A 511-nucleotide genomic window follows, 5' to 3' on the forward strand; every position below is an offset into this window, starting at 1 on the left:
TCCCAGCCTACTTCTACAAAATGATGATTCGTTTTTGGAAGATGGCTCTACTCATTGAAAAAGAACATGGTTTCCTGGAGGTATCAGGACAAAGTGAGTACGCTAAAAAATTCCCTGATGAGTGTCCAAGTGTGATTGCACATTATTATCCAGATAAACTATCGGAGACGAAACTCAATAGCTATTTATCAGAATTGTCTAAGGGAGTTGAAACATGTTAAAAGATGAATTTAGACCAATTGATGGTAAAGTGCTAACGATAGGTCGTAGCCCGAAGGAGAAAATCTACATGGTTCCTAAAGCTGTTTTTGATTTACCGAAAAAAGAAAGAGCTGAGAAACTCAGCCAAATTTTCTCATCATGGCAACAGAAAGAGGATTGATTTCATGGGATTGTTTAATAACCAAGAGAGAATTAACAGAGTACAAGCTATGAAGGTTACACCTTCCCAACCAGTTCAAGAGATTGAAATGATTGTAGAGTATTTTGATAAAACGGTAGACAGTATTTC

1 protein-coding gene and 1 pseudogene are annotated in these 511 nt (G+C 36.8%); both read left to right on the forward strand.

From position 1 onward, the window contains the following. Window positions 1-221, forward strand: a pseudogene (locus CBI42_RS11250) (replication initiator protein A); the annotation flags it as partial. Then, complete coding sequence (locus tag CBI42_RS12870) at window positions 215-382, forward strand: hypothetical protein (RefSeq protein ID WP_000910110.1); 168 nt, start codon at window positions 215-217, stop codon at window positions 380-382. The pseudogene CBI42_RS11250 and the gene CBI42_RS12870, both read left to right, overlap by 7 nt. The last annotated feature ends 129 nt before the right edge of the window (window positions 383-511 follow it).

This window comes from Streptococcus sp. KR (genome assembly GCF_002238115.1).
In the GTDB taxonomy this organism is placed as follows: domain Bacteria; phylum Bacillota; class Bacilli; order Lactobacillales; family Streptococcaceae; genus Streptococcus.